Origin of the sequence: Wenzhouxiangella limi, from assembly GCF_010499265.1 — a bacterium.
Classification (GTDB): Bacteria; Pseudomonadota; Gammaproteobacteria; order Xanthomonadales; family Wenzhouxiangellaceae; genus Wenzhouxiangella; species Wenzhouxiangella limi.
Genome location: NZ_JAAGSC010000031.1, coordinates 82,458 through 108,613, shown reverse-complemented (window position 1 = coordinate 108,613; position 26,156 = coordinate 82,458). Strand labels below are relative to the sequence as shown.

The following is a 26,156-nucleotide window of genomic DNA, read 5'->3' as shown; positions in this document are numbered from 1 at the left end:
GCGGCGTTCCAGAGGCGGAAAGCATCGACTCAGACCCGATGAAACCTCGCCTGCTCGGCCGTCGCCAGGGCCCGGTTGGCGAGCTCGGCCGCCGGCCTTGAAGGCAGGAACGGCAGCCCGATCACGCCCTGGGGCAGCACCAGTTCGAGGCCAACAAGATCATGCCGCCGCAGATATGGACTGCTGGTCACCCGGGCCTGCTGCACCTGCTCCAGATCGAAGCCGTCGATGCGCTGCCCGAGCAGACCCCGGCGCACCCACAGCACGCCCTCTTCGAGGGCCCAGCCCCACTGGCGAAAGCGCAGGTGGAGAACCGGCAGGGCAACGAGCGCGCCGACAGAAAGCGCCAGCAGGCTCCAGTGATCGAACCCGAACAGCAGGCCGGCCAGAACAAGCGCCAGCAGCAGGCCCAGCAACAGGCGCGAGAAGGCAAAGCGCCGGTAGCGCGGGCTGATACGCTGGAATCGGCCCGGAAACACAGCGCCCGGCAGCAGCGCTTCGGCCAGCGCCAGGTCATCCTGGCGCAGGCCCGGCACCACGAAGGCATTCCCGCCGGCCGGGGTCTCGTGATCCGAGCTTCGGGTCTGGCGCAGCACCAGACTCCAGCAGCCCAGCACACGACCGACGGCCGACTGGCGCAGCTGCAGCCCAGTAACCTTCGCTCGGCGCAGGGTTTGCTCGCGCCGGTCGAACAGCCCGGCCAGAGCGATGACCCGATCGCCACGTTCGCGCAGGCGAAAGCGCCAGAAGCGCACCAGCGCCAGCAAGCCTGACAGGACAAACAGAATCAGCAGAAAAACCAGCAGCGCGCCCGCGCCAAGCGCCCAGGCAGAGACCGGCAGATCAATCGCCTGGCCGTTTTCCAGCGCGCGCTCGGCCACTTGCTCGACGCGCTCGCCAAAACGCTCAAGCAGGTTACCGCCCACGTAGAAAAACAGGCCAGCAATCACCCACACCTGGTTGCTGGAAAGACCGTGCAGGAACAAACGGCCCGACGAAGGCGCGAACACGGCCGGTTGTTCGAGCGGCTCCGGATCGGCCCCCTCTTCCGGTTCCGGCCGGGCTTCCGTCTCCTCGAGTTCACCGCGCGCCGCGCTGATGCGATCGCGCATGGTCTCGGCCAGCGACCGATCGATACCGGGGAGCTCGACTTCCTTGTCGGATGCCCCCGGGGTCTGGAGGCTGAAGCGGACCAGGTTGAACGGACGGAAATAGAACGGCTGCCCAAGCTGGATATTCTGAACCCGGGCAAAGCGCACCCGCAGTTCCTTGTGCTCGACCAGGCCGCGTCGGACACGCACCGCATCGGCTTCCATCCGGAAGCGGAAACGACGGTGGTAGAGCATCGCGCCCAGCACCGAAAAAAGCACGAACACCAGAGCGATCAACGCCAGTTCGCGCAAGCCCAGCCAGTCGGTAAAAGCCGCCCCGGCGCCAGCGCCGGCAAACAGGAACAGGTTTTCGCGGACCTGGCGCTGCAGCCCGCTGACGATGAGAAAGACCAGCGCCAGCGGGCTGAGCCGCTGCCAGTCGTCCGACTCGCTCACCCGCCCGCCTCTTCGTCCTCGCCCCGGGCCGCATCGTCCATGCCGTCCTCATCGCGGATCTGTTCGAGCAGGTGCTGGCGCACCTTGCGCGCCGAGGCCCGGTCCAGCCCTTCAACGCTGAGGTCAGCGCCCATGCCGCCGGCAGTGAAGCACTTGACCCGCATCAGTCCGAATAGCCGCTCCAGCGGCCCGGAGGCGGTTTCGACATGCTGGATGCGGGCGAATGGCAGGATGGCGGTTCGCTGCCAGATCAAACCGGAGCGATAAATCAGGTCATGCTCTCTGAGCGCCCAGCCGCGTCGACGACCATCGATCCAGGCCACGGCGACAAACCAGATCAGCGCAACCAGAGGCACCAGCACAAGTCCGGGCGGCAGGGTCACATCCGCAAACGGCAGCCGGGGTGCGATGAAGACCGCCGCGGCCAATCCCAGCCAAAGCAGGCCGGCGGTCAGGGCAGCGTAAGGCGCAAAGCGCAGCGACACCAGATCGAGCTTCGCGGCCTGGTAATCGGGAAGCTCCGCAAGAGGCACCTGCCGGTTGCTGAATACGGCCTGGCCCGGCCGCCGCGGAGTATTTGCCGAACCATTGTCCACGTCAGGCTCGATCAGCCTTGCCGATGATGCGCCGACAGCGCCACATCAGGTAATTGACCGCAAGCCAGAAGTGCCTGAACTGCGGATTGCGGGTCTGGCCCTTGTGGTAACGGTAATAGATCTGCTGGGCGATCACCGCCAGCCGGAACAGCCCGTAGACCTCGTAAAACGCCCAGTTTTCGGGCCGGAACCCGGTCTTGTCGCAGTAGTACTCGACCACCTCGGTGCGCGTCAGCATCCCGGGAACATGAGTGGGCTGGCGCCGGAAACCCTTGAAGTACTTCTCGTCGTCGGCCTGGACCCAGTAGGCCATGGAATTGCCCAGGTCCATCAGCGGGTCGCCCAGGGTGGCCAGCTCCCAGTCCAGCACGCCAATGATCTTGAGCGGATCATCCGGGTCCAGCACCAGGTTGTCGAAGCGGAAATCACCGTGGATGACGCGGATGGCGACCTCGTCGGGTACGCGCTCGGCCAGCCAGCGCATCACCGATCGCCCGGGCAGCACGTTCCACGTCTTTGCGCGCTTGAAGCGCTCCGACCAGCCCTCGATCTGGCGCCGGTTGTAGCCGGCGCCCTTGCCGAGTTTTTCCAGGCCGGCCGCCTGCACGTCGACCTGGTGCAGATCGATCAGGCGATCGACGGCGGCGGTGGAAAGGCGCCGGGCCTGCTCGGGGTCCAGCGCCAGTCCCTCGGGCAGGTTGGCGCGCAGGATGATGCCCTCGAGCTGTTCCATGACGTAGAAATCCGAGCCGATGACGCTTTCATCAGTGCACAGCGCCAGCATTTCCGGAACATACGGGTAGGCCGGCTTGAGCGCTTTCTGGACCTTGTACTCGCGCACCATGTTGTGGGCCGACTTGGCCTTGGTGCCCGGCGGCGGACGCCGCAGGATCAAGTCCCGGTCCGGGTAGCGCAGGCGATAGGTCAGGTTGGAGGCCCCGCGCGAGAACTGCTCGACCTCGGGCGCGCCCTCCAGCCCGTCGATCCGCGCCTTGAGCCACTCATCGACCGCATCGACATCGAAGCGGTCCTCCTGGCGCAAAGGCCGGGGACGATCCAGCAAACCGGAAGACGTTGAAGAAACGGACATAGCCCACGCGCGCCAAAAAACCAGCCTCAAGTGTAGCCGGGCAGGTGGCGTCTGTCAGTCATCAATCGCGTCAACTGAACCGCTTAATATCCGGCCAGCTCCAGGCGCGCGATCAGGCCGCGATGGACTTCGTCGGGCCCGTCGGCCAGGCGCAGCGATCGCGCCGCAGTCCAGGCCGCAGCCAGCGGGAAGTCGTTCGAAACGCCGGCCCCGCCGTGCAGCTGGATGGCCATGTCGATAACGTCTTGGGCCATGCGCGGCACGGCGACCTTGATCTGCGACACCTCGCTCATGGACTGGCCGATGCCCTTGTGGTCCAGGCACCAGGCAGCCTTGAGGACCAGCAAACGGGCCTGCTCGATGGCGATTCGCGCCTCGGCAATGCGCTCTGCGTTGCCGCCCAGCTTGGCCAGCGGCCGCCCGAAAGCCGTTCGCTGCAGGGCGCGTTGACAGGTCAGTTCCAGCGCCTGTTCGGCCAGCCCGATCAGGCGCATGCAGTGATGGATGCGGCCCGGCCCCAGCCGGCCCTGGGCGATCTCGAAGCCGCGGCCGGGACCGGCGATGATGTGATCGACCGGCAGCCGCACGTCGGTGAAGCTGGCCTCACCGTGGCCGTAAGGCGCATCGAGCATGTTCATGGCGGTGAGCATGCGCTCGATCTTGACGCCGGGCGCATCCAGCGGCACCAGCACCATGGAGTGACGACGATGGCGATCGGCCTGCGCATCGGTCAGCCCCATGAAGATGCCAACCTTGCAGTCCGGGTGGCCGAGGCCCGTCGACCACCATTTGCACCCGTTGAGCACGACCTCGCTGCCTTCGACAGTTGCCGTGGCTTGCATATTGGTCGCATCGGAAGACGCCACATCCGGCTCGGTCATGAAAAACGCCGAGCGGATCTCGCCGGCCAGCAGCGGCTCGAGCCAGCGTTTTTTCTGATCCTCGGAGCCGTAGTGGTAGAGCACCTCCATGTTGCCGGTATCCGGGGCGTTGCAGTTGCAGATCTCCGGGGCGATGAACGAACGCCCCATGGCCTCGGCCAGCGGCGCGTAGTCCAGGTTGCCCAGACCCTGCCCCCGCTCATGATCGGGCAGAAACAGGTTCCAGAGACCCGCCGCTTGTGCTTCGCGCTTGAGCGTTTCGATTTCCGGCAACACCTGCCAGGGATCGTCGAGTTGCGCCATGCGAGCGTGCCACTCGGGTTCCACGGGCAGAACCCGCTCACGCAAAAAGTCACGCAACTTGGCGGCCAGATCTTGAGCGTGTTCGGACGGGGTGAAATTCATGATGTTTTCCTTGCAGCAGCTTGAAAAGGTTGCCATCAGAGTACCCGGCCGCGCTTGAGCGCGCACGCCGGCAGACACCTCAAAAACTCGCGGTCCGGGAAAGCCGGCTTGATATCATTGCCCGGATGCAGCCGACCGACAGCACCGCGATTTCGTGTTCGATCTGCGATCGGTCCACTCCGTTCCCTGGCCTCAAGGGCTGATTTTCCGATGTCATCTTCCGCCCGCCACGGGTTGACCGCAACGCCGGATTTCGTCATTGCCGGGGCACCCAAGTGCGGCACCACGTCCTTGCATCACTGGCTGGATCAGCATCCAGGCGTCCACATGCTGCCGGGCGAACCGCACTTTTTTGCCCACGATCTGGCCTACAACCAGCCGGCCATGCCGGCCCGCCGCTACGCCACCCTGTGCCGGGCCGCACGGCCCGGGCAATGCTGCGGTGACCGGTCCACCTGGTATCTGTATTCACGGGTCGCGAGCAGCGCCATCCGCGCCGCCAATCCCGCGGCCCGCATTCTGATTCTGGTGCGCCAGCCGGCCGAAATGCTTTATTCCCTGCATGCTCATCTTTGCCGGCGCGGGCAACGCGAGACGATGACCGATCTGCGCCAGGCCATGGCGCTGGAAGGAGAACGAAAGCGAGGCCGCCGGCTACCGGCGCGTGGCGGTTTCCCGGAGAAATTCCAGTATTCCATGCTCGCGGACTATGCTGCGGGCGTGCAACGATTTGTTGATGATTTCGGCCCTGAACAGGTGCGCATCGTCCTGTTCGACGATCTTCGGGACCGACCCTTGGCAACCTTTTCCGACATCCTGGCCTTTCTCGGGCTTGATCCGGGCTTCCAGCCGCAGCTCGACGTCTACAACCGGTCTGCACCGGTACCGGATTCCCTCTTTCGACGACTGTGGCGTCGCGGTACCTGGCGCTACACCATCCGCAGACTCCGACCGGCCTGGTACCAGAAACTTCATCTGCAGCGAAAACAACGTGTTCGCGCAGACAGGGATCGAGACCAACCCTGGCCGGCGCTGGATCATGAACTGCGGCGCGAACTGACCGAGCGGTTCGAGCAACAGATCCTGACGCTGGAAGACCTGATCGGCAGAGACCTTGCTCACTGGCGCCAGGACGCCGGCCAATAAACGCTTCGGGCGCGGGCTGCCGCCTGGACCAGCGCTTGGGAATTATCGCGGCGCGGGCAGACAGGACTCATCCAGCACGTGGCGGTCACGCCCTTCCTGCTTGGCCTGGTACAAGGCACGATCCGCGCGCTCGCGCAAGGAATGGATGTCATCACCGGCTCGGTAGCAGCTCAGACCAAAGCTGACCGTGACAACCGGGTCGCCGTCGCGCCCGGCCGAGGGATCCGGCGCCCGAAAGCGCTCGATGCACGTCAACACGTCCTCCAGGGTCTTGCCGGCCACCAGCACGGCAAACTCCTCGCCCCCGATGCGCCCCACCAGCGCCTGTTCGGGGAAGACCTCGCGCAAACGTCGAGCGGTTCGGCCCAGCACCTCGTCACCAACGCGATGACCGTGAATATCGTTGACGTTTTTGAAGTGGTCAATATCGGCCGCGACCAGCACGGCGCGGCCATGGCGGGGTTCGGCCGCTGCATGGTCGAGCAGCGCTTGGGCCTGCTCGAAGAACCAGGTGTGATTGGCCAGACCACTGAGTCCATCGCTACGGGACAGGGCCTGGAACCGGCGACGGCTACGGAACACCCGCACCAGCAGACCGACCATGGCGAGGAAGACCAGAGCGACCAGCAGCACGCCGAAACCACGGATCTGCCGCTGCTGGGCGGCAGCCCGCGCTTCCAGCTGGGCCACGCGCGTTGACTCGCGCAACAGCCTGATTTGCTGACGCTGGAGCTGGCTGTCGAACTCGACTTCGAGATAGGCCAGGCGCATGGATCGCTCCCGGCCCAGAAACGACTCACGCGCCTTAATAAAACGACGCAGATGCAGCAGTGCGCCCGGGAAGTCTCCTTCTTCCTCGGCCAGCTCCGCTTTCAGGGCTTCCAGTCGGGCCTGCTGATCCCACAGCTCGCGCTCACCGAAATACGCCGCCAGCCGGATCAGTTCATCGCGCCCTGACGATGGCAATGAATCCATTGCATGCAGGGTCTCAGCCCGCACCAGTCGGGCTTCGAACTCACCCAGCGGATACACCGACGCTTCCAGCGCCGCGATGGCCGATTCAACCAGGGCCAGGGCTTCTTCGGGTCGGCCCTGGCGTCGCAGCAAATCGGCCAGACCATGCTGCAATACCCCCACGAACAGGGCATTGTCGATCTCGCTGCAGCGCTCGATGCCGGCCCGATAGGCCTGCTCGGCCTCTTCGGGGCGCTCGGCCCACTTGTAGACCGGCGCCAGGCGCTGCAGCGCAACGCAGACCTGCGCGGGGTCATCCATTTCACGGGCCAGAGACACGGCCTGCTCACCGTAGTCGATACCCCGCTCATGCTCGCCAACGCGGCCGAACATGTAGGCGGCCATGTTGAGGGTTGAAACACGGGGCGCCGGGTTTTCCGGATCGACCTCGATGGCAAGGGCTTCGCTTAGCGCGCCGAACGCGGCTTCGTAGCGACGCAGCAGCACGCCGATGTTGGCGCTGAACTGCAGCGCGCGCAGACGCTGGTCGTCGGGAAGATCCAGGGCCAGGAGCTCACGCGTCCGCGCCAGCGCTTCCTCGGACCGATCGGCCAGCACCCGGTGACGCGCCTGGAGCAGATGAAAATCGACGTATTCGCGCTGCCCGGCCCGATCGATCACCGGCGCCAGCTCATCCAGCAGCATCTGCGCCTGCTGCCAGTCCTGGTCGCTGACGCGGCGCGCTTCATCCAGGGTGCGACGAAAATCGGGCAGATCCGACGCCATCACAGTCGAAACCCAGAGGGCGGACGACATCAGCACGAATAGCCAGCATACCCCCTGAATTCCGCCTGCTCCGAATCCCCGATCCTCCCCGCTGAGCATGGTTTTGCGCTGCGTGTACAAAGGCCGATTATGCCATTGTTGAACCCGGACCGATCCGCGATCGCCCGACAGCGAATCCTGTTTCAGGCGGTTGCGCGTTCGGCGCGCTTGCGCTCGTGTTCCTTGAGCAGACGCTTGCGCAGGCGAATTGATTCAGGCGTGACTTCCAGCAGCTCGTCGTCGGCCAGGAACTCCAGCGCCTGTTCCAGGCTCATGCGGATCGACGGGGTCAGCAGCAGGGCGTCGTCCTTGCCGGAAGCGCGCACGTTGGTCAGTTTCTTGGTTTTGAGCGGATTGACGACCAGATCGTTTTCGCGCGCGTGGAGGCCGATGATCATGCCTTCATAAACATCTTCGCCCGGTCCCACGAACAGTTTGCCGCGATCCTGGAGATTGAACAGCGCATAGGCCACCGTCGTCCCCTGTTCCATGCTGATCAGGGTGCCGTTGATGCGACCGGCCAGTTTCTCGGTCGCCGGACCCCAGTGATCGAAGACGCGGAAAAACAGGCCGGTCCCGGCCGTCATGGTGCGATAGCTGGACTGAAAGCCGATCAGCCCGCGCGCCGGCGCGAGGTAATCCAGGCGAACGCGGCCGCGGCCGTCCGGGGTCATGTCCTTGAGCTGGCCCTTGCGTTCGCCCATGGCCTGCATTACCGCGCCCTGAAAGGACTCTTCCAGATCGAGAACCACCGATTCCCACGGTTCGTGAATCTCGCCATCGACTTCGCGCTTGCGCACCCGCGGTCGCGAAACGGACAGCTCGTATCCCTCGCGGCGCATGGACTCGATCAGCACCGACAGGTGAAGTTCGCCGCGCCCGGCGACGTCGAACTGGTCCGGATCGGCCGTGTCGGAGACCTGCAGGGCGACGTTGTGGGTGGCTTCCTGGTAGAGCCGGGCGCGCAGCTGGCGGCTGGTCAGGTATTTGCCCTCGCGACCGGCAAACGGGGAATCGTTGACCTGGAAGGTCATGTGGATGGTGGGCTCGTCGACCGTCAGCGGCGGTAGCGCTTCAACCGCCGCCGGGTCACAGATCGTGTCCGATATGCCGATATTCTCCAGGCCGGAAATACCAACGATATCCCCGGCTTCGGCCTCGGCGATTTCCTCGCGCTTGAGACCCTTGAAACCCAGGACCTGCAAAACCCGACCCGATCGCTTCTTGCCATCGCGGTCGATCACGCTGACCGGCTGGTTGGTCTTGACCTTGCCGCGACGGATGCGGCCGACGCCGATCAGACCGACGTAGGTTGAAAATGACAGCGTCGAGACCTGCATCTGGAACGGCCCGTCGGGATCGACCGGCGGGGCCGGCACGTGCTCGACCAGGGTCTCGAACAGCGGCACCAGGTCACCAGAGCGCACGCCCTCGTCGAGACCGGCATAGCCGTTGAGTCCCGAGGCATAGACCACCGGGAAATCCAGCTGCTCGTCGGTCGCGCCAAGCTTGTCGAACAGATCGAAGGTCTGGTTGAGCACCCAGTCGGGCCGCGCGCCGGGACGGTCGATCTTGTTGATGACGACAATCGGCTTGAAGCCCATGGCGAACGCTTTCTGGGTGACGAAACGGGTCTGCGGCATGGGCCCGTCGACCGCGTCAACCAGCAGCAACACCGAATCCACCATGGACAGCACCCGCTCGACCTCGCCACCGAAGTCGGCGTGCCCGGGCGTATCGACGATATTGATTCGCCAGTCACGCCAGGTAATGGCGGTATTTTTGGACAGGATGGTGATGCCGCGCTCGCGCTCCTGGTCTTCGGAATCCATCATTCGCTCGGTCAGGCGCTCGTGGGCGGCAAATTCTCCCGACTGGCGCAGCAGCTGGTCGACCAGCGTGGTCTTGCCGTGGTCGACGTGGGCGATGATGGCGATGTTGCGGAGTTTCATGGAGGGCGGGCTCAGACTAAGGCCGCGCATTATACCCGGCCGGCCCGATCGAAACGCTGTCGGCACCATCCAGGCGTTCGGCGCGCCGCGGCGCGACTTATGGCCCCTGGCCGATCCAGCGCTCGAACGGCCAGTCGCTGCCGGCGCGCATGGCCTCGAGCCCGGCACGCTCGCGCGCGCTGATGGTGTCGAGGAAATGATCGGCCGGGCCCATTTCGGCAAACGCGTCCAGACCGTCGCGCAGAAAGACCTGCAGCATCCCGAATCCCGCGACCACGGCCGGGCCGTGCATCAGGCGGATCAGGCGATGCACCAGCGGCCGCTGGACGGTCTCTCCCAGCAGTTCACCAAGTTCGCGGATCAGCACCAGCTGACGCTCGCGCCCGGCCCAGTCACCATGAGCGCGGTAGGCGCGCGCATAGTCGGGCTGGGTAATCGGATCGACTGCCACCAGCAGCTCGGCCAGCGCCAGATCGAACTGCAGACTGACGGCCTGCAGCTGCATGGCATCTCCCACCGCCGCCAGCAGGTGATCGGGAAGAAACCTTCGCATCACCGGAGCGGCCCGCATCAGCTGGCGGTCACGTTCGACGAAGTCTCGCCCGCCGTAGAGTTCGTGAAGAAAGAATTCGCAGGCCGGCAGGTAGCGCGGATCGTCGCGCAGGTCCTGGTAAGTGGCATCCAGGCGCTGCAGCTGCCAGTGCTGGAGACGCGCCAGCGACCGGGCATGCGGCACGTCAAGCGCCTGGATGCGCCGGCCCAGCTCCTGATTGAGAAGGATCTGCTCATGCAGATGCCGGTAGGACGCCGAAAGGGTCATCCCAGCTGCCGGATCGCCTCGATCAGCTCATCGCGTCGGCGCCGGAAAACGGCCACGCTTTCCACGTGGCGGTACCTAACGCGATGATTTTCGTCCAGGAGAAACACCCCTCTTTTCATTCCAATCAATGCCTTGCAGTCATACTTTCGAGCGACTTCTAGGTTGGTGTCGCTGAGTAGCGTGAAGGGGAGATCGTGCTTGTCGCGAAAAGCGCGGTGAGAGGCAGGATCGTCGGGACTGATTCCGATGACGTCCACCTCCAGCCCCGCAAAGGCGTCCAGGCCGTCGCGATAGTCGCATAGCTGGGCTGTGCAGACCGGCGTGTCATCGCCCGGATAGAACACCAGCAGCAGCCGCTTGCCGAGATGATCAGACAGTCGGAACAATGCGTCATCCTGGTCAGGCAGTTCGAAATCGGGCGCGCGATCGCCGGTCTGGATCGTCATGGGTTTTCTTCTCGTGCTGAAAAGATGATCAGGCCCTGCATTATAATCGAGCAACAGGAGGCAACTTCGATGCTCAAGCTCACCCCGGCCAGCCAGGATCGACAGCTCACGCGACCCCCGACCATCGGCCTGGCCATTGCCGGCGGTGGTCCGCTGGGCGCGATCTACGAACTCGGCGCCCTGCAAGCACTGGAGGAAGCCATCGACGGGGTTCGCATGCACGACCTGGACGTCTATGTGGGCGTCAGCTCGGGCTCGTTCCTGACGGCAAGCCTGGCCAACCGCATCACAACCAGCCAGATGAGCCGGATCTTCATGAGCTCGCCGGAGGCGGAGTTCCGGTTCCAGCCCGAACTGTTCCTGCGCCCGGCCGTGCGCGAGTATTTCGACCGCGCGATGAGCGTACCCGGCGTCGTGCTCGATATCCTGGTCGAGGCCATGCGCCACCCCGAGCGCATCGCCCACCTGGAAAGTATCGAGAGCCTGAGCCGACTGATACCGACCGGTATTTTCGATAATCACAGCATTGACGACTTCGTGGCTGGAATTCTGGCGCGTCCGGGTCGCAGCAACGATTTCCGGAACCTGAGCGCGCGCCTGCGCATCGTGGCCGTGGACCTGGAAACCGGCCAGGCGGTCCGCTTCGGAGAGAGTGGCCGTGACCACGTGCCGATATCAACCGCCGTCCAGGCCTCGGCCGCCCTGCCCGGCCTGTATCCACCGGTCGAAATCGACGGCCATTACTTCGTCGACGGCGCCCTGCGGCGAACCCTGCACGCATCGGTTGCCCTCAAGGAAGGCGCCGATCTGCTGATCGGCATCAACCCCCTGGTGCCTTACGATGCCGAGCTGGATCCGCAGGTACCCCCGGACGGGCGCAGTTCCAGCCGCATGATCAAGGGGGGGCTGCCGGTGGTGCTCTCGCAGACCTTCCGCTCGCTCATCCAGTCGCGCATGCAGGTCGGCATGGCGAAATACCAGACCGAGTTCCCGGGCTCTTCCATCCTGCTGGTCGAACCCAACCGCAACGATGAGCGCATGTTCTTTACCAACGTGTTCAGCTATTCATCGCGCAACGAACTGGTCGATCACGCCTACCGGACCACGCGCGCCGAACTGCTGGCCCGCGCCGACGCCATGGAATCGTTTCTCGAGCCCTACGAACTGGGCCTCAACCGCCAGATTCTCCGCAAAGAGCGCAGCTTCACCGAGGCCATGGCGGCGGAAAAACGCTACCTGGCGCCCATGGGCAACAGCCTGGCGCGCAGCCTCGACCAGCTCGATCGCCTGCTGCGCGGCTGAGCATTCCTGACCTGATCGATCCCGTCGCGACGGATCGTTACCAGTGAATACCCCGCATGAGCGAGGCGAACGCCACCTGTTCCTGGGTCGGCTGGTCGTCCGTGTCCGACTGCTGCCCTCGCGCGGCGGATGAGTCCGGGAACATCCGGAAAGCGGAGTTCATGATGATCTCCGAGCTCTTTGGCGCAATCGAGTGCAGCACCTGGGAGAAAATACCCAGCCGCGTGGCGATGCGCTGCGGCCGATAGATCACGGCCTGCTTGACCATGTCGGCCGCATCCTCCGGCGTGATCGTCGGCACCGACTCATACATCTTGGTCGGCGCGATCATCGGCGTGCGCACCAGCGGCATGTTGATGGTGGTAAACGACACGCCGGTGTCGTTGAACTCGGAGGCCGCGCAGCGGGCAAACGCATCCAGCGCCGCCTTGGAGGCAACGTAGGCCGAAAACCGCGGCGCGTTGGAGAGCACGCCGATAGACGAAATATTGATGACCTGGCCCTTGCGGCGCTTCTCCATGACCGGCAAGAAGCCCATGATCAGCTTCAGCGAACCGAAATAGTTCAACTGCATGCAGCGCTCGTAGTCGTGAAAACGGTCGTAGGACAGCGAGATCGAGCGCCGGATGGAACGCCCGGCGTTGTTGATCAGAATATCGACGTGACCATGATCGGACAGGACCTGCCCGATCAGGCGTTCGGCGTCGCTCAGATCGGCCAGGTCGCAGGTGTAGGCATGGGCCTGGCCGCCGGCAGCCTCGATTTCGGCTCTGGTTTCCAGCAACTGCTCTTCGCCACGGGCCACGATGATGGTTTTCGCACCGGCCTCCCCCATCATCAGCGCGGTGGCCTTGCCGATGCCCGAGGACGCCCCGGTGACCACCACCACCTTGTCGCGGACCTTGCCCGACAGGGAGCGATCGATGAACAGTTCCGGATCCAGGTGGCGCTCCCAGTAATCCCACAGCACCCAGGCGTAGTCATCGAGCGGGGGCACGCTGATGCCGGAACCCTTGAGCGCTCGCTCGGCTTCGCGGGTATCGAAGTGGGTCGGGTAATTGAAAAAAGTCAGCATGTCCTTCGGAATCCCCAGGTCCTTGAGCACCTGGTTGATGATCCGCCGCACCGGCGGCAGCATGCCCAGTCCCTGCTTGACCGGCGCCGGGATCAGCGAAAACAGGCGCGCGTCCAGGCGCATCGACATCAGCGGCGCGTGGGCCGCCTCGGCAAACAGGTTCATGACCGCGCCGATCCGCTTGGGGCTGGGATCGGTCAAGTGAAAACACTGCCCGTCCAGCTTTGGCTTGTGGGCAATGTGATCCATCGCCCTGGCAACGAAGTCGACCGGTACCAGGTTGACCCGTCCGCCTTCCAGGCCCAGCGTCGGCACCCAGGGCGGCAGCATGCGCCGCATTTTCTGGATCAGCTTGAAGAAATAGTAGGGGCCGTCGATCTTGTCGATCTCGCCGGTCTCCGAGTGTCCGACCACGATGCCGGGCCGATAGATTCGCCAGGGGATATTGCAGTGCTTGCGCACCAGCCCTTCGGAATCGTGCTTGGTCCGGAAGTAGGGATGGTTGAGGTCGCTGGCTTCTTCGAACATGTCCTCGCGGAAAGTGCCCCGGTAAAGACCGGCTGCAGCGATCGAGGAGGTGTGATGAAAGCACTTGGCCTGCAGTACTTCAGCACACTGGATGGCGTGCCGGGTGCCGTCGATGTTGGCGGCCTGGTTGTCTTCGGCGCTGGCCTTGAGATCGTAGACGGCAGCCAGGTGGAAGAAGTGCCGAACCTTGCCGGTCAGGGCTTCGCGATCGGCCGCGCTCAATCCCAGCGCGGGCTTGGTCAGGTCACCGCTCACGGCCACGAGCCGTTTCTTGTGATCGCTCCAGCGCTCCTCGACCAGGCGGTTGAATTTCTTTTTCGAACCCCTGCGCACCAGCACGTGCACGACGCCCTTGCGCGCCAGCAGCTGATCGATCAGGTTACGGCCGATGAACCCCGTGCCGCCGGTGACGAAATAGGTCATGAATACTTCTCCCTGCAGTCGTTTTTTCAAGAATGCCTCTCTGACCGCCTAAGATACCGCCTGACCCGGATTTGTGCCACCTGAGGCTTTCTTGAATCAATCGGTCCGGACGCTTGCTCGCGCCGGTCATTGACCGGAACGGGGGTGCATGCTAGAAAGTGGGTCTTCGTATTGCAATCGACCCGGAACCTACAATGAGCGATTTAGATACCCGCTTCGAGCAGGCACAAGCAGACGCCAAGCAACTGCCGGCAAGGCCCGACAACGACACCATGCTCAAGCTCTACAGCTACTACAAGCAGGCCGCAGAGGGGGATGTCAGCGGCGAAAAGCCGGGCTTTTTCGACTTTGTCGGCGTAGCCAAGTACGAGGCCTGGGAAAAGCGCAAGGGCATGCCAAGCGACGAGGCCAAGCAGAAATACATCGACCTGGTCGAATCGCTCAAAAGCTGAAAGGGCGCCCAGTGCATGGCTCGTAATACCCGCCAGCGCATCCTGGAAACCGCCCTGGTCCTTTTCAACGATGAAGGCGAACCCAACGTCACGACCAACCGGATTGCCGACGAGCTCGATATCAGTCCCGGCAACCTGCACTACCACTTCCGCACCAAGTCAGACCTGATCGAGACCCTGTTTGCGTCTTTCGAGCACCGCATGCTGGAGATTCTCGCCGCCCCGGAGGAGCGCGCGGCCAACATTGAAGACATCTGGTTCCTGCTGCACGTCGCCTTCGAAACCATCGGCGAATACCGTTTCATCTACCGCGACCTGATCGACCTGTGCCACCGCTATCGCGGGCTGCACCAGCGGTTCCGCGGCATATTGCGCCTGACCATGCAGTCGGCCCGCGGGTTGTGCGACGATCTGATCGCCGACGGTCAGATGCAGGCGTCGGCGCGCGAACTCGAAGCGCTGATTCGCAACATCGCGCTGGTCAGCACCTTCTGGCTGGCCTTCGATCAGGTCCAGGACGCCGACGGCGTGCGACCTGACCGAGCCGCCTGGCAGGTCATGAGCCTGATCAGCCCCTACCTGGTGGGCAGCTCGCGCGAACATCTGCAGGCGCTGGCCGACGCATATGGATAAGGCAAAAAAAACCCGGGCGAATCGCCCGGGTCAAAAGTAGCAGTCTGATACGGGCCGAGGGAAGCCCGGACTGCTTCGGGGTAGTCGTTTCGATCAGTCCGACTTGGCAGGCGTTTGCGGCTCGGCCGGCTTGGCTGCGGCTTTTTTGGCCACCTTTTTCGAGGCCGCCGGCTTCGGCGCCTGTTGCTTGCGGGCCAGTTCTGTGACGCGCTTGTTGAGCTCCGCGACCCGGTCGCTGAGCTCGCGGATTTCGTCGGAGGTCGGGACACCAAGACGACTCAGGGCGCGGGCAACGCGCTGCTCGAAGACTTTCTCGAGCTTGTCCCAGTTGGTCTGGGCTGACTTGCGAACTTCGTCGATCCGGGATTCTACGTCGCCGCGAACGCCGCCGACGGTATCCGATGCCATCTTGCGGCCCTTGTTTTCCATCTTGGAGCCTTCCTTGACCAGGCGTTCAAACAGCTTGGTCGATTCGCCAACCACCTTGCTGGTGGTGTCGTCGAACCGCTTGCTGCTTTCCTTGAACAATTTGCTGCCTTCGTCCTGTGCCATGGCAAAAGCACCCAGACCGGCCAGCCAGATTTCGTGCGCGTAATCCTGCGCCTGGTTGGCGACATTCTTGCGCGCTGCGGTTTTCTTGGTCACCTTTTTCTTGGCAACCTTTTTCTTTGCGGTTTTCTTGGCCACTGTGTGTGCCTCCTTGGAAATCGTTTCAGTCAAACGCTGTCTTTCGATCAGCTTTGATGGTTAAGATACGTCCGGGTTCTAGAGCAGTCACACTAATCATGGACACCAGCGCGTGGTCGGCCTTTCCGCACAGCAGCCCGAAGTTCCAGTTCGACGGTCAGGCGCTGGAGAAAACCTGGGCACGTCTGCACCAGGGCGATCTTGAACCTTTTCCCGATGCCGACCGAGTCCGTTCGCTCGATCCCGATCAACCCGACCCGGAGACCACGGCGGCGGCCTGGCAGCAGGCCTGGCGTGATTATCATGCCGGACGATTCGCCGCTGCCGTCGAAGGTGCCCTGGCCATCGGCCCTCTGGCCCATGCCGTGGCCAACAAGGCCAGCGGCATCTACGCCGACTACCTGGAAGAAGACGAAAAGACCCGGCTGGCCATCTACCAGGCCGGCATCAAGCGCGCCGATGCGGCCATCCAGGCCTATCCCGGCGACGCCAACGCGCACTATTTCCACGCCTTTCTGCTGGGGCGCTACAGCCAGTGCATCTCCGTGGCCAAAGCGCTGACCCAGGGCGTCGGCGGCAGAATTCGACAGTCGCTGGACCGGGCTCTGGAACTCGCACCCGATCACGCCGAGGCACGCACCGCTTCGGGGCTGTACCATGCCGAAATCATCGACAAGGTGGGCAAACTGGTGGGCGGCATGACCTATGGCGCAAAGGCCGACAAGGCCATTTCAGAGTGCCAGGCCGCCCTGGAGCTCACCCCGAAAGCGCCCATTGCCCACATCGAATACGGCAACGCGCTCTACCTCCTGTACGGCGACAAGCGCCTGGAGGAATCCAACCAGGCCTACGAGCAGGCCGTCGCCATCTCACCCATCGACGCCATGCAGAAACTCGATATCGAGTACGCCAGAAGCTACCTCGCGACCTGATCGCTGCCGCGAATCCACTCGTGCACCTCGTCGTAGGTATCCGGCGCAACGTGCCCGTCCTGCGGCCCGATCAGCAGCGTCAGGTGCAACAGGTTGTCGAATTCTTCGAGAAAGTGGGTCATGACCGTTTCAGGATCCGGCACCAGCTTGTTGTCGGTAATCAGGCCGCAAAAGACCTGCCCCCGGTAGCTGATGATGCTGATGCCCATGCCGATCGAGCCGGTCTGCGGGACCCAGAACATCATCTCGCGGATCGGCGCGCCGGCCATGTAGAGCGTCTGCTGAGGTCCGGGAACATTCGTCAAAACGGTGCTGGCCTTGCGGCTGAATAACTCCAGCGCCGGCTTCTGCAGCGCAGCCGGACCCATGCCGAGTACCGCCAGCAGCCCCAGCGACATGACCGCCTGCTTCGAGCGCTTGAGCTGACCCATGAACTCCGCGACCTGATACAGCCGCGCCAGCGGATTGGTCTCGTCAATCGGCAAATCCAGGAAGACCAGGCCGAAGTGGTTGCCCAGGTCGCGCGCGTGCTCCAGCGGCCGCAGGTTGACCGGCACGGTCGCACGCATCGTCAGATCCCGGGGATCATCGCCCGCGTCGACCAGGTAGCGGTGCAGCGCGCCGGTCATGACCGAGATCAGGACGTCGTTGACCGTGGCGCCCAGCGCATGGCCGACGGCCTTGACTTCCTCCAGGGGCAGCGGCCGCGCCCAGGAGACCCGCTTGCGCACGCTGAGCGAACCCTTGAATCGCGATGGCGGGTCGTCCTCGAGCAGCAACGCGGTGGCCAGTTCGGACACGATCTCGCCGGCGCCAAACAGATACTGGGCCGCCTTGTGGGGCTCACGAAGCAGGTCACCGGCCTCGTCGACCACCTTCTGGCTGACGTTCTGGATCAACCCGGCGCTCTGGCGGGCCGGCGCCGTAAGCCGATTGAAGATATTCGACTCGGCCGCGCGTTTCTGTTTCCAGGCCTCCTGCTCGACCAGGCGATTGGAAGCCTCGGCCGAGCGTTCGGTCAGCGACAGCATGACCTCGACCAGGGCAATGCCATCGGCGTAGCAGTGATGGATCCGGCTGATCGCGACCGGCCCGCCGACGTAGTTTTCGACGAAATGGAACTGCCACAGCGGTTTGGTCTTGTCCAGCGGGGTCGAGGCCAGCTCCGAGACCAGTTCCTCGAGCTCGGCCTTGCCGGCATCACCCGGAAGCGCGGTGCGCCGGATATGGCTGGACAATTCGAACTGGTCATCTTCTTCCCACCAGCAGCCCCGCGGATGATCCACCGCCTTTTGACGAAACCGCGGAAAGGCCAGGAAACGGTTGGCGACGATGCGCCGGAAATGCTCGAAATCCACCGACCCGGAGAACTCGATCACGCCGGTGATCATCATCAGGTTCGTCGGCTGCTCCATGCGCAGCCAGGCCGTATCGACCTTGGCGATCGGTTCCCTACGGGCGGTGCTCAAGGCGTTCTCCCTGCTTGTTGTTGTCGATGGCGAATGATTCTTTCACGCACCCGGCCGGGGGTCAATCGAGTCTTTCAGTGCAGCTGGCGTCCATCGCTCGGCGTATCCGGTGACTTGACCAGATCGTAGGGCAGCTTGACCTGGTCGAGACCGAACTGTTTGAACACCGGCTGCAGCTGGTGGTGCATCAGCGGGTAAAGCTGCCGCGTCAGGCTGGCATGAGCACCGGAAAACTCCTCGAAGCTCACCGCATCGCCCTGGAACTGGCGGTAGACCGTCTGCACCACCAACTCGACTTCAAACAGCGCGTGTTCTGGATCATCCGCCTCGCGGCTGCCGCGACAGGTCATGCGCGCGGTGACCTGGTACTGGTTGACGCCCTGGTCGGGCGGCATCGCGCGCGGGGTGAGCTTGAGCTCGACCTGGGCGCGGAAAGCCTGGTCCGGGGCCACGATCTCCTTGAGGTCGGCGTTCAGACGGGTGACCTGGGTGTGGGCCAGGGAAAATCGATCCAACAGGTTCAGCATCGCTTGGCGTCTTTGGGAGTAGAGAGGAGAAATGGCAGCCATCGGTCCGGCTTTCAAGCACAAAGCGCCCGCTCGAGGCGGGCGCTTTGCTGTTGTGGACCTGCCGCTGCCGGCAGGTCGCGGGTCCAAACGCTTACCGCGGCGAGAACGTCGTGACCTCGGCCGCACCGAGTCCGGCCTGGTCCTCACCGATGGTCAGCGGCAGGTAATCGTTGACCAGCCACAGGCGCAGCTGGTTGGTGTAGAACGGGCTCAAGAACAGCCCGCTGCGTCCACCGGGAACGATTTCCTCAGCCTCCGGACCCTCAGGCGTCACCACCGCGACGTTGCGGCGGGCCGGGCCGGAGCCGAACGTGAACGCGTTCTCCGAGCGCGCCCGGGCACTGTGGCTGGACGCATCCACGGCTTCGAAACCGCCGGATCGGGCCACGCCGGGGAGGTTTTCGCCCACGTCGCTGAAACCGCCCGCACCCGGCACGTTGAACGGCGCGCTGTCGAGCGGGTGATCGAACACCACGCGGTGGAGCTTGCCCCAGCGGTAGTCGTTTTGATCCTCCGACATCTCGAACGCGTTGGCAAAGGGCTCGCCGGCCAGCCGATCCAGCGCGCCCTGCAGCGAAGCCAGCAGCACCGCGTCGCGGGCATCGGCCGGCGTTGGTGCTTCGGGCACGTTGAAGTAGCTCAGGCCGGAAGGCGCCTCGCCCTGGGTCAGCGGAAAGGCGCGCAGCTGGTTGACCAGCGCCCGCCAGGCCAGCGTGCTCGACGGCAGGGAATCACCCAGGCCGACTGCGCTGAGCGTGGCATCGATGGTGTTGGCGATGACCTCGCCACGCCAGACGCTGTAGATCGTCGTGGCGACGCTGTTGGCGATTTCATCGGGGCTGGGCGTGCTGTTGCCGCCAGGATCGCCGCCCGGATCGAAACCACCGGCCAGGCCGGTCGGGCTGGAGAAATCCCAGTCCGCCAGGCGGCCCATCGCTTCCTGGATCCGCTCATCGGCCGCGAGCTCGGTCAGGCCCGGCCAGGCCTCATCGGCGGTGGCATTTTCGAACGCCTGCAGCAGGAACGGCAGCAGCAGCTCGGCGTCGAGTAGCTCGTTGTTGGCCTGCAGCGCTTTCATGTCGTCGATACTGACGTTGCCGCGCGCGACCAGGTCCTGCAGCTCGCGGTCGATCCGGCCCATGCGCAAATCGGCGTAGCTGGTATTGAGGTAGTAAATGCCGTTGCCGCCGGGGCGCAGCTGGTTGAGCGGGTTGCCGTCCAGGCTGGTACCGACCGGGTCGTTGTTGGCGTTGGCGATATAACCCCAGGGCGGATTGACTACCCGCGGCATCTCCTCTCTGGGGATCAGCGCGTAGGGGGTGGTCTGACCGGGCTGGGGATCCGGATCGATCAGCCACTCATGGTTGAGGGCGCCGCTGCCGTCGCGGATGAACCAGGGCGGGCGGCCGCCGTCGGCGGTCAGATCGTTTTGCAGATCGGCGCGCAGCGGCATCTCGCCGCCGACGTAGTAGGCGATGTTGCCTTCAACATCGGCGTAGAGAAAGTTCTGCGAACCGAAGGCAAAATCGCGCAGGCCGAGCTCGAAGTCTTCCTGGCTCCGGGCCCGAGCCCAGGTGCGAAACGCCGACAGCTCGAAGGTCGGACCCCAGCCGGTGTACTGCACAGTCAATGCGCTGTCGCCCATCAGCTCCAGGATCGGGCCGTTGTTGCGCCGCGGCACGATGAAGGTAATGCCGCCGGCGTCGAAACCGACGTTGACGCGATTGACGTCGTCGACTTCGCCGTTGCCCGGCGTGTTGGCAAAAAACGACTGGAACACGTAGAGGATGCGTTCGGGCACGCCCTTGTGGATGGTGTGGGTGGGCAGGCCGAAGTTGTTGACCAGAATCGGGTCCTGGAAGACGTCGGTAACATCAAGCCGGTTGACGGTCGAACCCCAGCACAAAAACGGGGTGCAGCCCTGCGCGTTGACCGGCGCGCCCGGAAAGACCACGCCGCTGACGGCCATGTCTTCATCGCGGATGACCAGATTTTCGTTCATGAAAATCGGCGGCATCGTCAGGCCCAGATGGGGATCGTTGGCAAACAGCGGGTAGCCGGTCGCGGTGTGCTCGCCGGCCACCGCCCACCAGTTGCTGCCCAGATCCAGGTTCTGACCCAGAAACGGCAGCCCTTCCACCCGCTCCAGGTAGCGCTGGCCCAGCTCGACCAGCTTGGGATCGACGCGATCCATGGACGCGGACTCGGCGGCCTGCTGCAGGCCGGCGCCCGCGCCCTTGCTGGCTTCGCCCTGCCCTGCGTCGGGCACGATGATGCCGATGCGCTCGAAGAAATCGGGAATCGAGACCCGGTCGTCGACCGGGATGGTCGGGTTGAGATCCTGCAGGAACAGCGCCGTGCCGTCGAAACCGACCGCCTCGCCGACGGCCTGGTAAGTCCCGATGCGCACCGTGTTGCCGATCGCCGACAGGCTCTGGTCGAACGACAACTGGAACGCCAGCAGCTTGCCGATAACCAGCGAATCCACCGCGCTCCAGGGCTCGGCGGCGCTCAGCTCCAGGCCACCGTATTCCGGCGGCAGGGGATTGGTCGCCAGCCAGTGATTGACGCCGTCGGCATAGGCTTTCAGCCAGGCCGACTCGGCTGTATCCAGCGCGGAAAAGCTGGCCCAGGCCGCCCGCCGCAGGCCCAGCGTGCGAAGCTGGATATCGCTATCCAGAGCCGGGGTGCCGACCAGCTCGGCCAGGCTGCCCGAGGCCACTCGGCGCAGGAAATCCATCTGGAAAAAGCGATCCCTGGCGTGCAGATAGCCCTGGACAAAGGTCACATCGGCCTCGGTTTCGCCGACGATGGTGGGAATGCCGTTGGCGTCGGTGAATACGTTCACATCGGCCTGAAGCCGCGGCACCTCGACGTTCTGGGCCGAGACCACGGAAGCCGCCAGCAAGCCGGCGGCCAGAATCGAAAATCGCCTCATTTGTATTACCCCGATTGATCTTGTTGTGAGCGTCCGATTATTGCACAAACGGCGTTCTTTTCCGGACGGCGCGCCTGACCGACTCAGAGCCGGGTGCGCACGTCCATGAGCTCCGGAAAGAAGGTCAGCTCCAACGCCTGCTTGAGAAAACCCACCCCGCTGGAGCCGCCGGTGCCGGACTTGAAGCCGATAATGCGCTCGACGGTCTTCAAATGCCGGAAGCGCCACAGCTGAAAGGACTCCTCGACGTCGACCAAGCGCTCGCACAGTGCGTATTCAGTCCAGAAGCGCTGCGGTTGGCGGTAGATCTCCAGCAGCACCGGCACCAGCCCGGGGTCGCGACGATGCGCCCGCGACCAGTCCCGATCCACCAGTCGCGCTGGAACCGGATGTCCGCCCCGGGACAGAAACCGAAGAAACTCGTCGTAGAGCGAGGGCCTGTCCAGCGCCTCGGCCAGCAGCGTTCGGGCCTGCTCGTCATGATCGAACAGCGCAATGACCGAGCCGTTCTTGTTGCCCAAAAGAAACTCCACCAGCCGGTACTGGAAGGACTGAAAGCCCGAGGCCTCGCCAAGCACGTTGCGGAACTGGACGTATTCGCTTGGGGTCAGGGTCTCGAGCACCGCCCACTGCGAAAAAAGCTGCTGCTGGACCTGCTTGACCCGAGCCAGGATCTTCAGGCACGGATCCGGGTCATCTGCGGCCAGGTGACGCATGGCCGCGCGCAGCTCGTGAATGATGAGCTTGAACCACAACTCCGAGGTCTGGTGCTGGATGATGAACAGCAACTCATCGTGGTGTGGCGGATCGCTGAGCGTGTTCTGGGCACTCAGGATCCGGTCCAGGCCAAGGTAGGCACGGTAGTCCAGACGCCCCCGAAGATCAGTCCGGATCGAGGTTTCCAGGCGCCGCTCGTTGTTGTCGGTGGTCATGATGCCGGCCGAGTGCGGTCTTGTGGTAGCGGCCTGCAAGTGTAACGAGTCAGCACCGCGCAGGTATAATTTCGGTCTTGCGGTCGACCTTCGGGGTGTCGGCCCCGATCCGAATATCACGATAATCACGAGGTGACCCATGGCGCGTACCGTCGCCGCTTTCAAGGTAGACCACTTCCAGTTCCTGGACCCGGACGGCAAGCTGATCGAAGATCAGCAGGTGCCGGCGCTGGCAAAGGACTTCGATCGCCTGACCCGGCTTTACCGGCAAATGGTGCTGACCCGGGTGTTCGACAAAAAGGCCATTGCCCTGCAGCGCACCGGCAAGCTGGGCACTTATGCCTCCTGCCTGGGCCACGAGGCCGCGCACGTGGCCATCGGCTCGGCCATGCGCCCGGAAGACTGCTTTGCGCCGATGTATCGCGAGTACGGCGTCCAGTTCTGTCGTGGTGTGCGCATGACCGACGTCCTGCTCTACTGGGGCGGCGACGAGCGCGGCAGCGACTACGCCGGGGCCCCGCACGACTTCGCCTGGAGCGTGCCGATCGCCACCCAGTGCCTGCACGCCGCCGGTGCCGCGATGGCCTACAAGCTGCGCGACGAGAAGCGGGTGGCCGTCTCCGTGGTCGGCGACGGCGGCTCGTCCAAGGGCGATTTTCTCGAGGCCATCAACGCCGGCAGCGCCTGGAAGCTGCCGCTGGTGCTGGTCATCGTCAACAACCAGTGGGCGATCTCGGTCCCGCGCTCGCGCCAGAACACGGCCGCCACCCTGGCCCAGAAAGGCGTCGCCGGCGGGTTGCCCAGCATCCAGGTCGACGGCAACGACCTGATCGCCTGCCTGTGGGCCATGGAGAAGGCGCTTGCGGCCGCCCGCGACGGCCACGGCAGCTTCGTGATCGAAATGCTCACCTACCGCATCAGCGACCACACCACGGCCGACGACGCCCGCCGCTATCGACCCAATGAAGAGGTTGAGGATGCCTGGCGCAAGGAGCCGATCGCTCGCTTGCGAAACTACCTGATCGAGCAGGGCGCCTGGGACGACGAACGCGAACAGGCCTTGCAGGATGAAAGCACGGAGGAGGTCCAGCAGGCCGCCGACGAGTATCTGGCGAAAGTCGCCGACGATCCGCAACCGGTCACCGCCATGTTCGACTACATGTTTGCCGAACTGCCGCACGATCTGGCTGAGCAGCGCGCCTGCGCCGAGCAGTATCCGGACGACGGAGGGCAGCACTGATGGCCGCAATGACCCTGATCGAAGGCGTGACGATGGCGCTGGCCCGAGCCATGGAAGAAGACCCGGCGGTCGTCGTCCTGGGCGAGGACGTCGGCGTCAACGGCGGCGTGTTCCGCGCCACCGCCGGGCTGCAGCAGCGCTTTGGCGAACAGCGTGTCCTCGACACACCGCTGGCCGAGGTCATGATCGCCGGCATGAGCGTCGGCATGGCGGCCCAGGGCATGAAGCCGGTCGCAGAGGCCCAGTTCTGCGGTTTTACGATGCCGATGGTCGATCATCTGATGTGCCACGCCGGGCGCATGCGCAACCGCACCCGTGGGCGCCTGAGCTGCCCGATGGTGCTGCGCTTTCCCAGCGGCGGCGGCATCCACGCCCCGGAGCACCACTCCGAAAGCCCCGAAGCGCTGTTTGCCCACATGCCCGGTATCCGGGTGGTCATGCCGTCTTCGCCCTCCCGAGCCTACGGCCTGCTGCTCGCGGCCATCCGCGACCCGGATCCGGTCATCTTCATGGAGCCCAAGCGCATCTATCGCTGGCAGAAAGAAGAGGTCGTCGACGATGGCGAGGAACTGCCGCTGGACGTGTGCTTTACCCTGCGCGACGGCAGCGACATCACCCTGGTCACCTGGGGCGCGATGATCAAGGAAACCCTGGCCGCGGCCGACCAGCTCGAAGCCGCGGGCGTGAGCGCCGAGGTCATCGACGTGGCCACGATCAGCCCGCTGGACATGGACACGATTGTCGAGTCGGTCTCGCGCACCGGTCGCTGCGTCGTCGTCCAGGAAGCCCCGCGCCACTGCGGCGTGGCCAGTGAAATCGCGGCGGGGCTCGCCGATGCCGGCATCTGGAGCCTGCTGGCGCCGGTCAAGCGGGTTTGCGGCTACGATACGGTCATGCCGCTGTACCGCAACGAGCTCAAATACATGCCCAGCGTCCAGCGCATTCTGGACGCGGCTCATCAGGTTCTGGAGGTTTCATGACGGTTTTCAAACTGCCCGATCTGGGCGAAGGTCTGCCGGACGCCGAAATCGTCCAGTGGCTCGTTGCCGAGGGCGACGAGGTCAAGCTCGATCAACCGCTGGTGTCGATGGAAACGGCCAAGGCGGTGGTGGAAGTGCCCAGCCCCGTCAGCGGCCGCGTGCTCCGTTTCCATGGCCAGGCCGGAGACGTGATCAGGACTGGCGCTCCGCTGGCGGAGTTCGAAATCGAGGGGGCTGAGGAAGCGGCCGCCGTGGAAGATCCCGAGTCGGCCCTGGTCGAAGACGATCTGACCGAAGCGTCCGCGGCCACCGCCGAACAAACACAGGAAACGGACACCGTACCGGCAGGCACCGAAGCGGCAGCGGCCGACGAATCCGAACGCGACGACAGCGGCACCGTGGTCGGCAACGTGCCCGCCGGCAATGAAGTGCTGCAGGAACGCACCAGCGATTTCGGCGGTGTGCGCGTCACCCCGGCCGTGCGCGCCCTGGCCAGAAAGCTCAAGGTCGACATTCGCCGGGTTCAGCCTTCAGGCGCCGATGGCGTGGTGACGGCCAAAGACGTGCGCGAAGCGGCCGAAAGCGGCAGCGCGCCCCTGGGTGCCGCCGCGCCCGCGGCCGCTGGGATCGAACCCGGTCCGGCTTCCCCTCCGCCCACCCGGGCTCCTGAACCCCCGGCCCCGCCGCCCAGCGGCGACTGGGAACCGGTGCGGGGCACCCGCCGAACCATGGCCCGGGTGATGAGCGAATCCCATCGCAGTATCGTGCCGACCACCTTGATGGACGATGCCGATATCCATGCCTGGCGCGTCGGCGAGGACATCACGGCTCGCCTGATTCGCGCCCTGTGGGCCGGCGCCACCGCCGAGCCGGGGCTGAACGCCTGGTTCGACGGCGAGAACGGCGTTCGCATGGTCCACAAGAACATGCACGTCGGCATGGCCGTCGACACCGCCGACGGCCTGTTCGTCGCCGCCTTGCGCAACGTCAACCAGTTGGAGCGGCCCCAGCTTCGATCCGAGATCAACCGTCTGCGCGAAAACGCCGCCAACCGATCCATCCCGCCGCAAGACCTCAAGGACTACACCATCATCCTGTCCAACTTCGGCAAGTTTGCCGGACGCTACGCCACCCCGGTGATTACGCCACCGTGCGTCTCCATCGTTGCTGCCGGGACGTTGCGGCATGAAGTCGTACCGGTGCTCGGGGGCATGGAGGTCCACCGCATGATCCCGCTGTCGCTGACCTTCGACCACCGGGCCTGCACCGGCGGCGAGGCCGCGCGCTTCCTCAAGGCCATGCTCGACGATCTCGCCCGCAGCGAATGAAGCCGT

At 64.3% G+C, this 26,156-nt stretch carries 22 protein-coding genes; 8 read left to right on the top strand and 14 right to left on the bottom strand.

The genetic code is table 11. From position 1 onward, the window contains the following. Positions 1-29 precede the first annotated feature (29 nt). The 4 genes from G3I74_RS02095 to G3I74_RS02080 all read right to left on the bottom strand — a co-directional run bounded on the left by G3I74_RS02095 (position 30) and on the right by G3I74_RS02080 (position 4,519). Entirely contained in the window at positions 30-1,547 is a 1,518-nt protein-coding gene (locus G3I74_RS02095; RefSeq protein WP_164209825.1) for a PH domain-containing protein, read from the bottom strand. Then, positions 1,544-2,080 (bottom strand): PH domain-containing protein, encoded by a 537-nt coding sequence (locus G3I74_RS02090; RefSeq protein WP_164209823.1) that lies wholly within the window; start codon positions 2,078-2,080, stop codon positions 1,544-1,546. The genes G3I74_RS02095 and G3I74_RS02090 overlap by 4 nt, the downstream gene beginning before the upstream one ends. Before the next feature lie 64 nt (positions 2,081-2,144). Further along, positions 2,145-3,233 (bottom strand): phosphotransferase family protein, encoded by a 1,089-nt coding sequence (locus tag G3I74_RS02085; protein ID WP_164209821.1) that lies wholly within the window; start codon positions 3,231-3,233, stop codon positions 2,145-2,147. 83 nt (positions 3,234-3,316) lie between these two features. Continuing rightward, complete coding sequence (locus G3I74_RS02080) at positions 3,317-4,519, bottom strand: acyl-CoA dehydrogenase family protein (protein WP_164209819.1); 1,203 nt, start codon at positions 4,517-4,519, stop codon at positions 3,317-3,319. 210 nt (positions 4,520-4,729) lie between these two features. On the opposite strand from G3I74_RS02080, the gene G3I74_RS02075 reads away from it, so the two are divergent. Further along, positions 4,730-5,665, top strand: coding sequence for a sulfotransferase family protein (locus G3I74_RS02075; protein ID WP_164209818.1), 936 nt, complete (start codon positions 4,730-4,732; stop codon positions 5,663-5,665). Between the two features lie 42 nt (positions 5,666-5,707). On the opposite strand, the gene G3I74_RS02070 is transcribed toward G3I74_RS02075, so the two are convergent. From G3I74_RS02070 to G3I74_RS02055, 4 genes are all read right to left on the bottom strand, one after another. Then, entirely contained in the window at positions 5,708-7,435 is a 1,728-nt protein-coding gene (locus G3I74_RS02070) for a diguanylate cyclase (protein ID WP_164209816.1), read from the bottom strand. 152 nt (positions 7,436-7,587) lie between these two features. Further along, positions 7,588-9,396, bottom strand: a complete 1,809-nt coding sequence (gene typA, locus G3I74_RS02065) for a translational GTPase TypA (RefSeq protein ID WP_164209814.1) — start codon at positions 9,394-9,396, stop codon at positions 7,588-7,590. Positions 9,397-9,493: 97 nt separating this feature from the next. Further along, on the bottom strand, positions 9,494-10,216 hold the full coding sequence (locus G3I74_RS02060) for a DUF8198 family protein (protein ID WP_164209813.1): 723 nt from the start codon (positions 10,214-10,216) through the stop codon (positions 9,494-9,496). Next, positions 10,213-10,662, bottom strand: a complete 450-nt coding sequence (locus G3I74_RS02055) for a peroxiredoxin (protein WP_164209811.1) — start codon at positions 10,660-10,662, stop codon at positions 10,213-10,215. The genes G3I74_RS02060 and G3I74_RS02055 overlap by 4 nt, the downstream gene beginning before the upstream one ends. Before the next feature lie 69 nt (positions 10,663-10,731). On the opposite strand from G3I74_RS02055, the gene G3I74_RS02050 reads away from it, so the two are divergent. Beyond that, positions 10,732-11,964, top strand: coding sequence for a patatin-like phospholipase family protein (locus G3I74_RS02050; RefSeq protein ID WP_164209809.1), 1,233 nt, complete (start codon positions 10,732-10,734; stop codon positions 11,962-11,964). 37 nt (positions 11,965-12,001) lie between these two features. Here the strand turns inward: G3I74_RS02050 and G3I74_RS02045 are convergent, their stop codons facing one another. Next, complete coding sequence (locus G3I74_RS02045) at positions 12,002-13,990, bottom strand: SDR family oxidoreductase (RefSeq protein ID WP_164209807.1); 1,989 nt, start codon at positions 13,988-13,990, stop codon at positions 12,002-12,004. Positions 13,991-14,184: 194 nt separating this feature from the next. Here G3I74_RS02045 and G3I74_RS02040 point away from each other — a divergent pair, with 194 nt between their 5' ends. Next, positions 14,185-14,442, top strand: coding sequence for an acyl-CoA-binding protein (locus G3I74_RS02040; RefSeq protein ID WP_164209805.1), 258 nt, complete (start codon positions 14,185-14,187; stop codon positions 14,440-14,442). Positions 14,443-14,457: 15 nt separating this feature from the next. After that, positions 14,458-15,075, top strand: coding sequence for a TetR/AcrR family transcriptional regulator (locus tag G3I74_RS02035; RefSeq protein WP_164209804.1), 618 nt, complete (start codon positions 14,458-14,460; stop codon positions 15,073-15,075). Positions 15,076-15,168: 93 nt separating this feature from the next. On the opposite strand, the gene G3I74_RS02030 is transcribed toward G3I74_RS02035, so the two are convergent. Continuing rightward, positions 15,169-15,762 (bottom strand): phasin family protein, encoded by a 594-nt coding sequence (locus tag G3I74_RS02030; RefSeq protein ID WP_164209803.1) that lies wholly within the window; start codon positions 15,760-15,762, stop codon positions 15,169-15,171. A gap of 98 nt (positions 15,763-15,860) precedes the next feature. Here G3I74_RS02030 and G3I74_RS02025 point away from each other — a divergent pair, with 98 nt between their 5' ends. Beyond that, positions 15,861-16,694, top strand: coding sequence for a tetratricopeptide repeat protein (locus tag G3I74_RS02025; RefSeq protein WP_164209802.1), 834 nt, complete (start codon positions 15,861-15,863; stop codon positions 16,692-16,694). Here the strand turns inward: G3I74_RS02025 and G3I74_RS02020 are convergent. The 4 genes from G3I74_RS02020 to G3I74_RS02005 all read right to left on the bottom strand — a co-directional run bounded on the left by G3I74_RS02020 (position 16,679) and on the right by G3I74_RS02005 (position 22,602). Further along, the gene (locus tag G3I74_RS02020) at positions 16,679-18,163 is read right to left on the bottom strand and encodes a WS/DGAT/MGAT family O-acyltransferase (protein ID WP_203594462.1); all 1,485 of its coding nucleotides are present in this window, start codon (positions 18,161-18,163) and stop codon (positions 16,679-16,681) included. The two genes, G3I74_RS02025 and G3I74_RS02020, sit on opposite strands and share 16 nt — an antisense overlap. Positions 18,164-18,237: 74 nt before the next feature. Beyond that, positions 18,238-18,690 carry a hypothetical protein gene (locus tag G3I74_RS02015; RefSeq protein ID WP_164209801.1) on the bottom strand — a complete coding sequence of 151 codons (453 nt, stop codon included), beginning with the start codon at positions 18,688-18,690 and terminating at the stop codon, positions 18,238-18,240. A gap of 133 nt (positions 18,691-18,823) precedes the next feature. Next, entirely contained in the window at positions 18,824-21,670 is a 2,847-nt protein-coding gene (locus tag G3I74_RS02010; RefSeq protein WP_164209800.1) for a penicillin acylase family protein, read from the bottom strand. Positions 21,671-21,753: 83 nt separating this feature from the next. Next, positions 21,754-22,602, bottom strand: coding sequence for a tryptophan 2,3-dioxygenase (locus G3I74_RS02005; RefSeq protein WP_164209799.1), 849 nt, complete (start codon positions 22,600-22,602; stop codon positions 21,754-21,756). 139 nt (positions 22,603-22,741) lie between these two features. On the opposite strand from G3I74_RS02005, the gene pdhA reads away from it, so the two are divergent. Genes pdhA through G3I74_RS01990 form a run of 3 tightly spaced genes read left to right on the top strand, consistent with a single transcriptional unit; the run spans position 22,742 to position 26,150 of the window. Next, a complete protein-coding gene (gene pdhA, locus G3I74_RS02000; protein WP_164209796.1) occupies positions 22,742-23,842 on the top strand; it encodes a pyruvate dehydrogenase (acetyl-transferring) E1 component subunit alpha in 1,101 nt (366 codons plus the stop codon). Beyond that, entirely contained in the window at positions 23,842-24,822 is a 981-nt protein-coding gene (locus tag G3I74_RS01995) for an alpha-ketoacid dehydrogenase subunit beta (protein WP_164209793.1), read from the top strand. The genes pdhA and G3I74_RS01995 overlap by 1 nt, the downstream gene beginning before the upstream one ends. After that, a complete protein-coding gene (locus tag G3I74_RS01990) occupies positions 24,819-26,150 on the top strand; it encodes a dihydrolipoamide acetyltransferase family protein (RefSeq protein ID WP_164209790.1) in 1,332 nt (443 codons plus the stop codon). Before G3I74_RS01995 ends, G3I74_RS01990 begins: the two co-directional genes overlap by 4 nt. Positions 26,151-26,156 lie beyond the last annotated feature (6 nt).